Origin of the sequence: Acerihabitans sp., assembly GCF_036398755.1 — a bacterium.
In the GTDB taxonomy this organism is placed as follows: Bacteria; Pseudomonadota; Gammaproteobacteria; order Enterobacterales; family Enterobacteriaceae; genus Acerihabitans.
The window spans coordinates 44,481-50,691 of sequence record NZ_DASWOM010000049.1 but is presented as its reverse complement, the minus strand read 5'-3'; the positions used below and the strand labels follow the sequence as shown (position 1 = coordinate 50,691).

Sequence of the window (6,211 nt, the reverse complement as noted above, 5' to 3'; positions counted from 1 at the left end):
CGCGCGCTTTTTCCAGCACATTCTCAACGGTAAAACCAAACACTTTAAACAGTTCCTCGGCCGGGGCCGATTCACCAAAGGTGGTCATGCCGACAATCGCGCCGTTCAGGCCGACATATTTATACCAGTAATCGGCGATGCCGGCCTCGATGGCCAGGCGCGCCGGTACCCCGCGCGGCAGCACCGCTTCACGATACGCCTCATCCTGCTTATCGAACACGTCGGTTGACGGCAGCGACACCACCCGCACCTTACGGCCCTCGCCGCTCAGTTTTTCCCACGCGGCCACCGCCAGCGCCACCTCCGAGCCGGTAGAGATAATTATCAGCTCAGGCGTGCCGTCGCTCTCTTTCAGGATATAACCGCCGCGGGCAATATCGGCCAGCTGCCGCGCGCTGCGATCCTGCTGCGCCAGATTCTGCCGCGACAGGATAAGCGCGGTGGGGCCGTCATGGCGTTCAAGCGCCTGCTGCCAGGCCACGGCGGTTTCCACCTGATCACAAGGACGCCAGTTGCTCATGTTCGGCGTCAGGCGCAGGCTGGCCAGCTGTTCCACCGGCTGATGCGTCGGGCCGTCCTCGCCCAGGCCGATGGAGTCATGGGTATAGACCATGATCTGCCGCGCCTTCATCAGCGCCGCCATACGCACCGCGTTACGCGCGTATTCCACAAACATCAGGAAAGTGGCGGTATAGGGCACAAAACCGCCGTGATGGGCGATACCGTTGCCGATCGCGGTCATGCCGAACTCGCGCACGCCGTAGTGAATATAGTTGCCCGCGGCGTCGTCGGCGATGGACACCGATTTCGACCAGAGGGTCAGGTTGCTCGGCGCCAGGTCGGCGGAGCCGCCCAGCAGCTCCGGCAGCAGCGGGCCAAATGCTTCCAGGGCGTTTTGCGACGCTTTGCGGCTGGCGATACTGGCCGGATTGGCCTGCAGTTTCTCGATATACGCCTTGCTCTGCGCCTGCCAGTCGGCGGGCAGCTGGCCCTGGGTACGGCGTGTGAACTCCGCAGCCAGTTCCGGAAAGGCGGTTTCGTAGGCGGCGAATTTGTCATTCCAGGCCGACTCTTTGGCCGCGCCGGCTTTTTTGGCATCCCAGCCGTCATACACGTCCTGCGGGATGACAAACGGCGGCTCGTTCCAGCCGATGGCCTTGCGGGTGGCGGCTATTTCGTCAGCGCCCAGCGGCGCGCCGTGCGCGCCGTGGGTACCGGCCTTATTCGGCGAGCCAAAGGCGATAACCGTCTTGCACATCAGCAGCGACGGCTTATCGGTCACCGCGCGCGCTTTTTCGATCGCCGCTTTCACCGCGTCGCTGTCGTGGCCGTCAACGCCGCGCACCACGTGCCAGCCGTAAGCCTCGAAACGTTTGGCGGTATCGTCGTTAAACCAGCCTTCCACATGACCGTCGATGGAAATGCCGTTGTCGTCGTAGAACGCCACCAGCTTACCCAGCTTCATGGTGCCGGCAAGCGACGACACCTCATGGGAGATGCCTTCCATCATGCAGCCGTCGCCTAAAAAGACATAGGTATGATGATCGACGATGTCATGGCCCGGACGGTTGAACTGCGCCGCCAGGGTGCGTTCGGCGATCGCCATGCCCACCGCGTTGGCGAGGCCCTGGCCCAGCGGGCCGGTGGTGGTCTCCACGCCGTCGGTATAACCGTACTCCGGATGTCCCGGCGTCTTGGAATGCAGCTGGCGGAAGTTTTTCAACTCCTCCATCGGCAGGTTATAGCCGGTCAGGTGCAGCAGGCTGTAGAGCAGCATGGAACCGTGGCCGTTGGACAGGATAAAACGATCGCGGTCCATCCATTTCGGGTTGGCCGGATTATGGTTCAAATAATCACGCCACAATACTTCCGCGATATCCGCCATGCCCATCGGGGCGCCGGGGTGGCCGGAATTGGCTTTTTGTACCGCATCCATGCTCAGGGCGCGGATGGCATTGGCAAGCACTTTACGAGAGGTCATTGAATGCTCCACAGATTACAGTTTGGCCGACAGGAGGTCTTCCAGGCTTTGCTGGTCCACCGCAAACTGACGAATGCCTTCGGCCAGTTTATCAACGGCCATCGGATCCTGGTTGTGTTCCCAACGGAATTCGGGTTCGGACAACGGGGCGGGCTGGTGAAAACCTTCGGTGGAAGGGGAGAGCTTACGTTCCAGCGGCTCCTCGCTATTATGCAGTTCTTCCAGCAGCGCCGGTGAAATGGTCAGGCGATCGCAGCCGGCCAGCGCCAGGATCTGTTCGGTCTTGCGGAAGCTGGCGCCCATGATCACCGTCTGGTAGCGATGTTCTTTATAATAATCATAGATGGCGCGCACCGATTTCACGCCCGGATCCTGTTCCACGTCGTACGGATTCATCGGTTTACGCTGGTTATACCAGTCATAAATGCGTCCGACGAAGGGGGAAATCAGGTAAACCCCGGCTTCAGCGCAGGCGCGGGCCTGGGCGAAGGAGAACAGCAGCGTCAGGTTGCAGTTGATGCCTTCGCGTTCCAGCTCTTCCGCCGCCTTGATCCCTTCCCAGGTGGAGGCGAGTTTGATCAGGATCCGGGATTTATCGATACCCTGGCCCTGATAAAGGCCGACCAGTTTGCGCGCCTTGGCAACACACATACCGCGATCGAACGACAGACGGGCGTCCACTTCGGTGGACACGCGTCCCGGCACGCTTTTCAGGATTTCGACGCCGATATTCACTGCCAGCTTATCGCTGGCGTTGATGATCTGCGTTTCCCGGGTGCCGCCCTGCTTGCGGGCATACGCCAGCGCGTCTTCAAACAACGGCTGGTAGGCGGTCAGGCTGGCGGCCTTGAGGATCAGCGACGGGTTGGTGGTGGCATCCTGCGGGGTATAGTGGCGAATCGATTCGATATCGCCGCTGTCTGCCACGACGGTAGTGAATTGCTTTAGCGCTTCTAACTGATTCATTTCTCAACTCCATGAAGAAAATAATACATCTGATCTAAGTAACAGTTAACCTAAGGATAACACTGCCTCAACAAGACGCAGAATGAAATGCGCTTTTTCTGATTATTATGATGGACAAAAACGATGCCCAACCCGCATCGGCATTGAGTCCAGGGGCGGACCAGGGCGCGCCGGGCAGGCCGCCGCCGGCAATCGATGCCGGCGCTATCGCGCGCCGGGCGCGGACGGCGCGCCAACCAGCCTGTTGCCTGCCAGCCACTTGTCCAGCTCGCGGGCGAATTCCTGCCGTTCGCGCTGGCTGAGGGGCGGCGGTCCGCCGGTCTGGATGCCGCTGGAACGCAGGGTATCCATAAAATCGCGCATGGTCAGCCGCTCGCGAATGGTCTCGGGCCGGTACAGCTCGCCGCGCGGGTTGAGCGCGACCGCGCCTTTTTCCAGCACTTCCGCCGCCAGCGGGATATCGGCGGTGATCACCAGATCCCCGGGGCCGACGCGCCGGACAATTTCATTGTCCGCCACGTCAAAGCCGGCGGCAACGCGCAGGGTACGGATAAAGGGCGAGGGCGGCACCGCCAGAGTCTGGTTGGCCACAAGCGTCACCATTACCGACAAACGCTGCGCGGCGCGGAATAAAATCTCCTTGATGACCTTGGGGCAGGCATCTGCGTCGACCCATATCGCCATCAGCGTTCTCCTCGGGACAGCCAGTCGCGCACCGGCAGGAAGTCGCGATACAGCGCCGCCTCCGGGCTATCCGGCCTTGGTTGATAATCATATTCCCACCTGACCTCGGGGGGCAGCGACATCAGGATGGATTCCGTGCGCCCGCCCGAATGCAGCCCAAACTGCGTGCCGCGATCCCAGACCAGGTTGAATTCGACATAGCGCCCGCGCCGATAGAGCTGGAACTGGCGCTCCCGGTCGCCCCACGCCACGGCCTTGCGCCGCCGGACAATCGGCAGGTAGGCATCCAGATAGCCCTCGCCCACCGCGCGGGTAAAGGCATAGGCCCGCTCAAAATCAGGCGTGTTGAGGTCATCGAAAAACAGTCCGCCGATGCCGCGCGCCTCGTTACGGTGTTTCAGGAAGAAGTAGTCGTCGCACCAGGCTTTGTAGCGGGAATAAACATGGTCGCCAAACGGACGGCAGAGGTCATGGGCGGTCTGGTGCCAGTGCACCGCGTCTTCCTGAAAACCATAAAACGGCGTCAGATCGAAACCGCCGCCAAACCACCACACCGGATCGGCGCCGGGTTTCTCGGCGAGGAAAAAACGCACGTTGGCATGGCTGGTGGGGACATACGGATTGAGTGGATGTACCACCAGCGACACGCCCAGCGCCTGGAATGTCCGTCCGGCCAGCTCGGGCCGGTGCGCACTGGCGGAGGCCGGCAGGCGGGCGCCCGCGACATGGGAAAAATTGACCCCGGCCTGTTCAAATACCCGGCCCTGGCGCAGTACGCGGGTGCGTCCGCCGCCGCCCTCTTCGCGCGTCCACAGGTCTTCCCTGAAGGCACCGCCGTCTTCGCCGGCCAGGGCATCGCAGATTCTGTCCTGCAGATCCAGCAGGAAGCCCTTGATGTGTCCGATATCAGGTGAAATCATGTCGCAAGCCCTGGTTGGTTGCGCGCGGGCGTCGTGCCCGCGCGGAGATATGGAGGCCCGAGCAGTATAACCGCGTCGGCTCCCGGTACCAACCGCCGCGGCTATCCTTAACGGCGCGGGGTGCCGGCCGCATGACGCTCATGGGCGTCGAAATAGGCGAAGAAGTCCAGGATGCCGCCGCTGATGGCCAGCGCGATACGGTCCTGGAACGCCGACGTTTCCAGCAACTGCTCCTCCCGGTGGTTGGTGATAAAGGAGGTTTCCACCAGCACCGACGGGATTGAGGCGGATTTCAGCACCGCGAACGCCGCCTGCTCGGTATGCTGGCTGTGCAACTGATGCACCGGCCGGATATGGTTGAGCAGGTGGCGGCCCAGCGTCAGGCTGTTTTTAATGGTATCGGTCTGCACCAGATCAAACAATACCTGTTGCAGATAGTTATCCTGCTGTCGGTACTGACCGCCGGCCACGTCGTCGGCGGCGTTTTCCTTTTGCGACAGATAACCGGCCATGGCGCTGCTGGCGCCGCGATTGGACAGGGCGAATACCGATGCGCCCGCGGCCTCAGGGCTGGTAAAACCGTCGGCGTGAATGGAGACGAACAGATCCGCCCGGTGCTCGTGGGCAAGCTCGACGCGCCGGAACAGGGGGATGAATTCGTCCTGCTCGCGGGTCAGCCGGGTCTGGATGTGGCCGTGCCGCGCCAGGTTATCGCGCACCCTATTGGCTATCGCCAATACCACGTGTTTCTCCTTGGCGCCCTGATGGCCGATGGCGCCGGGATCGATGCCGCCATGGCCGGGATCGATCATAACGCAGTGCGGCGCGCCGGCGGGTCGGGGCGCGCCTTGGCTTGCCGGCAGCAGCCTGCCTGCGGCAAAACCCGGCCGGCTGGTCAGCGAGGCCAGCGCCAGGCACGACAGCAACATCTGACGACGGGTTTGCAGGATATTCAGGGGTGCGGGGGGTATGACTTTTTTCATGACCATAACAAAAACAGACCAAATGCGAAGAGGCTGGCGCCAAATGTTAGGGTATAACATAAGAACCGCCGGCGATCGATGGCGGAACTATGTCCATCTATTACCCGCCATGACGCTGAAAAGACCGGTTATCAGGTTAATAAACAATAAATGGTCCCGCCGGCGACGATGTTATTTGCCTTCAGGGGAAATAACGCGATAATCAGGCTATTAGTTTTATTTGCATGACATTACGGCGGTCAGCTATGGAAATCCGTGTATTTCGCCAAGATGATTTTGAGGAAGTGATCACGCTTTGGGAACGCTGCGATTTGCTGCGTCCCTGGAATGATCCTGAAATGGATATCGAGCGCAAGATGCAGTGCGGCGCCGATCTGTTTATGGTGGCCGAAGTGGCGGGAGAAGTGGTCGGCTCAATCATGGGCGGCTACGACGGCCATCGCGGCTCGGCCTATTATCTCGGCGTGCATCCTGATTTTCGCGGCCGCGGCATTGCCAACGCGCTGATAAGCCGCCTGGAGAAAAAGCTTATCGCGCGCGGCTGCCCGAAGGTGCACCTGATGGTGCGCGAGGATAACGAGGCGGTGATCGGCATGTACGAGAAGCTGGAATACGAACTGGTCGAAAGCGTGACCCTGGGCAAGCGGCTTATCGAGGATCAGGAGTACTGAGCGCGG

6 protein-coding genes are annotated in these 6,211 nt (G+C 60.9%); 1 reads left to right on the top strand and 5 read right to left on the bottom strand.

The window, feature by feature from the left end; all coding sequences use genetic code 11:
- The 5 genes from tkt to amiA all read right to left on the bottom strand — a co-directional run.
- Positions 1–1,981 (bottom strand): transketolase (gene tkt / locus VGC33_RS08780; protein WP_331120370.1); only part of this gene is annotated, 1,981 nt, incomplete at its 3' end.
- A gap of 15 nt (positions 1,982–1,996) precedes the next feature.
- The gene (gene tal, locus VGC33_RS08775) at positions 1,997–2,947 is read right to left on the bottom strand and encodes a transaldolase (protein ID WP_331120369.1); all 951 of its coding nucleotides are present in this window, start codon (positions 2,945–2,947) and stop codon (positions 1,997–1,999) included.
- A 204-nt stretch (positions 2,948–3,151) separates the two neighbouring features.
- Positions 3,152–3,631: a YaiI/YqxD family protein gene (locus tag VGC33_RS08770; RefSeq protein ID WP_331120368.1), complete on the bottom strand. Its 480-nt coding sequence runs from the start codon at positions 3,629–3,631 to the stop codon at positions 3,152–3,154.
- Positions 3,631–4,551 carry an oxygen-dependent coproporphyrinogen oxidase gene (gene hemF / locus VGC33_RS08765; RefSeq protein ID WP_331120367.1) on the bottom strand — a complete coding sequence of 307 codons (921 nt, stop codon included), beginning with the start codon at positions 4,549–4,551 and terminating at the stop codon, positions 3,631–3,633. The genes VGC33_RS08770 and hemF overlap by 1 nt, the downstream gene beginning before the upstream one ends.
- Before the next feature lie 107 nt (positions 4,552–4,658).
- The gene (amiA, locus tag VGC33_RS08760; RefSeq protein WP_331120366.1) at positions 4,659–5,534 is read right to left on the bottom strand and encodes an N-acetylmuramoyl-L-alanine amidase AmiA; all 876 of its coding nucleotides are present in this window, start codon (positions 5,532–5,534) and stop codon (positions 4,659–4,661) included.
- Between the two features lie 245 nt (positions 5,535–5,779).
- Between amiA and VGC33_RS08755 the strand changes: the two genes are divergently transcribed.
- Positions 5,780–6,205 (top strand): GNAT family acetyltransferase, encoded by a 426-nt coding sequence (locus VGC33_RS08755; protein ID WP_331120365.1) that lies wholly within the window; start codon positions 5,780–5,782, stop codon positions 6,203–6,205.
- Positions 6,206–6,211: the final 6 nt, after the last annotated feature.

Bases quoted from the DNA above. Each gene is read 5' to 3' on its own strand.
- tal (WP_331120369.1), bottom strand. From the start codon at position 2,947: ATGAATCAGTTAGAAGCGCTAAAGCAATTCACTACCGTCGTGGCAGAC.
- VGC33_RS08770 (WP_331120368.1), bottom strand. From the start codon at position 3,631: ATGGCGATATGGGTCGACGCAGATGCCTGCCCCAAGGTCATCAAGGAG.
- hemF (WP_331120367.1), bottom strand. From the start codon at position 4,551: ATGATTTCACCTGATATCGGACACATCAAGGGCTTCCTGCTGGATCTG.
- amiA (WP_331120366.1), bottom strand. From the start codon at position 5,534: ATGAAAAAAGTCATACCCCCCGCACCCCTGAATATCCTGCAAACCCGT.
- VGC33_RS08755 (WP_331120365.1), top strand. From the start codon at position 5,780: ATGGAAATCCGTGTATTTCGCCAAGATGATTTTGAGGAAGTGATCACG.